Source organism: Legionella sp., from assembly GCF_965140895.1.
Lineage (GTDB): Bacteria > Pseudomonadota > Gammaproteobacteria > Legionellales > Legionellaceae > Legionella.
Window position 1 is genome coordinate 1 of record NZ_CBCSKT010000076.1, and the last position, 2862, is coordinate 2862.

Genomic DNA, 2862 nt, shown 5'->3' on the forward strand with positions numbered 1-2862 from the left:
CTACGGAAAAACATCCGGCCCTAAGGCTACCAGGGACTACTCGCCCGCGCCTTCGGCTCTCCATGGCTCGCAGCGGATGAAGTAATCCCGTTAATTGAGGCTCCGTTGCAAAAACGAAAACCTATACAAAAATCCGTCTTATGGATAGATCTCAGCTGTAGATACCAAATTGTTCATTAATAAATGAAATCTCAGTTCGATTGCCATACATCCATATATTGAACTGTCCTTTTTTAAACATACGCATGATTTCAAAACCCCTGATGGTTGCATAGGCGGTTTTCATGGATTGATGAGTCGCTTGCGTTTCCCATGGTCTGCTTCAAGTCGGTTATTGCGGTATTTTATCTGCAGATGACTTACATGGGAACCCAGATTTCCTTCCTGCTTCAGTTCTTTAATAGCCTGACCATAGGCTGGATTTTTATCCGTATTAATAACACTTACATCACAAGTTGGGTTGTTCTTTATGAGCTTCTTCAGGAAGCGTTTTGCAGCTTTTGCATTCCTTCGATGGGAAAGGGAAAAATCAATCGTATTGCCCCGCTCATCGATTGCACGAGACAGATATTTCCACTCGCCCTTTATCTTGATATAGGTTTCATCCAGGTGCCAGCGACTGGCGTAACGTTTCTTATGCCAATCAAGGCGTTTTTTTAATTCAGGAGTATACAACGATAAAGTGTAGTGCTTTCTATAGAAAGACCTCGTTCCGACATCATTTTTTCCAAATCTCTGTAACTGATCCCGTATTTACAGTACCAACGCACACATTGCAGGATTACACCATGAAAATGACGCCATTTAAATGCTGAAGGTTTCGTTGAGCACATTTGAGATCTCGGTTAATAGTTTTAGATTGAAGTATAAACCATCGTTCATTTTTGCAACGGAGCCAAAAATTGAGAGTTGAATTTAAGCTGAATTAAAAATAAACAGGAAACGGTCCTTTTCGTCAGGATCCCGGCCGAACCTCATTGATGACGTCTTTATTCAACCCTACTCAGGACACGCTAAAAGGGACTCTCTTGAAATATATTCAAAATTAAGCCTGGCTGATGCGCAAGATAAGTATAATGATGTTATTCGGGATTTTCCGATATGAATTTTTAGATTTTTGTGTCAGGGCGCAAGTTCCGGAGCGCTAGGCGAAGCACGAGAAAGCAGCCGCGTTCGCGACCGCACTTTCAAGCCTTCACTTCAAAGAATTAGACAACCAGTCGGTTGATACACTGGTTGTGACTGCATAAGTTCTGCAAGGTTGAAGTTTTAGTTCGATATAAGTTGTCCAATAATCACCCAGCTGCGCCCAGTCGCCCCGGCCCCCCACCAACTTACCGAGAATCCGATCACCGAACATATCGACCGAAAAATTCCCACCAAGACCATCAAGCGAATCATCAGTAACAAGGATAGGGAAATCCTTAACCTTATCTCTTCTAAATTTATATGATCGGGCAACGCTCTCTTGCTCTTCTATGACATAATAAAACCCCTGCGCCATCACGCATCGATCAATGCCAGGCAAGCGTCTCATTTCAAAACCTATCAATTGGCGCCACACCAAATTAATTTTGTCAAAATTATCCCTGCTTGCTTTATATAAATCACGCCACTCGAGGTTAAGTAATTCAAAAGCATAGTGAAGGCTTGCATAGTTATAATGCAAGCAGGGTTTAGTCAAAATTCGTGGCGCCCAGTCCTTTCGAAACTGTATCATCGCATCACGAAGCTTACTCGCGCGCGTCATATCTTTTTTGAGCAATGCCGTTACATCCTCAGCAGAAGCATCTTTAATTATTTGAATTAATGGACCTAAATCATAGGGTTCTTGTTTTAACATACCATCAATGTGTGGTTTATATCGCTCATATTGACATATCCTTTGCTGTTCAGCGTCTTTCGTTTCTATTTTTGAAAAATAAGACTGTACCTTCTCTGCCAGCTCATAATCCCCTGCACCCAATGCAAACTCATAAATGGTTACACGTCTTATTTCATCGCCACCTGGGGTTTTCACATTGCCCGTTTGGAGCAGTAGATTGGGATTATCGTCTAACATGTTAAGTAGTGCTTCCACATCTTCTTGCCGTGCGTAAGCGGCATATTTTAGTGCTTGCCCAATATCGCTATTTGGGCCTTCGTCGAACGTTGCAATGTCGCGAATTAACTCAGGGGGGAATGTAGAAAAAAAGTTGTTGTCGCGCTTACTAAACTTAAGCATGGCGTATGTTTGTTCACGGCTTGGCATCGGTCTATACCTTGTTGTGGTTCATGGAGTATTAATTCGCCTAACAATAGATGGGCATTATACAGACAATATGATTCATATACAATCTAATTCGGGATCAAAATGTAGCTGCGAGTATAGGTGGTCTATCGTATTAATTCATTACAGGCTACGAAGTTTAGGATATGGGCTACTAAAATTTTGCACAACCATATAATTAAAGGTTATACATTAAACCAAAATCAGCTATGTGTCAAAATAAGATAAATTGACGCAATTGTCACCAGATAGAGCAATGGATGACACAAACCGTTCAAGAAAAATTAGTGAAACTCGGTATTAGCGAGAAATCTTACCACCAATGGTCAACTCAGCTTCAGAAATTAGGCTATTCAGAAATAGGGGTAGTGACCACATCCGTGTCAGAATTTACGGTTTGACATCTAAGTTTGCTCCAAAACCGTAAATTCTCCCACATTCTCTATTTCCGATTGATCAATAACTGCATCAGTAAAATAAGTACCCATCGTAATCAAATGCTTATGTGATAAAAGTGATATATACCCATTCAACTTGAAGGTACTGGGTTTATGATCTGAAAACTATCATTAATGCGTCCACGGAGGGATTGA

Annotated in this window: 3 protein-coding genes and 1 pseudogene; 2 read left to right on the plus strand and 2 right to left on the minus strand. The window is 41.1% G+C overall.

Going from position 1 to position 2862, the window contains the following annotated elements; genetic code table 11:
* Positions 1-151 precede the first annotated feature (151 nt).
* Both ACQY7T_RS09305 and ACQY7T_RS09310 read right to left on the minus strand, forming a co-directional pair.
* Positions 152-833 (minus strand): annotated as a pseudogene (locus tag ACQY7T_RS09305) (IS6 family transposase).
* Positions 834-1195: 362 nt separating this feature from the next.
* Positions 1196-2251: a hypothetical protein gene (locus ACQY7T_RS09310; protein ID WP_428412903.1), complete on the minus strand. Its 1056-nt coding sequence runs from the start codon at positions 2249-2251 to the stop codon at positions 1196-1198.
* Between the two features lie 120 nt (positions 2252-2371).
* On the opposite strand from ACQY7T_RS09310, the gene rhuM reads away from it, so the two are divergent.
* A complete protein-coding gene (rhuM, locus tag ACQY7T_RS09315) occupies positions 2372-2497 on the plus strand; it encodes a RhuM family protein (protein ID WP_428412905.1) in 126 nt (41 codons plus the stop codon).
* A gap of 32 nt (positions 2498-2529) precedes the next feature.
* Positions 2530-2670 carry a hypothetical protein gene (locus ACQY7T_RS09320; RefSeq protein WP_428412906.1) on the plus strand — a complete coding sequence of 47 codons (141 nt, stop codon included), beginning with the start codon at positions 2530-2532 and terminating at the stop codon, positions 2668-2670.
* Positions 2671-2862: the final 192 nt, after the last annotated feature.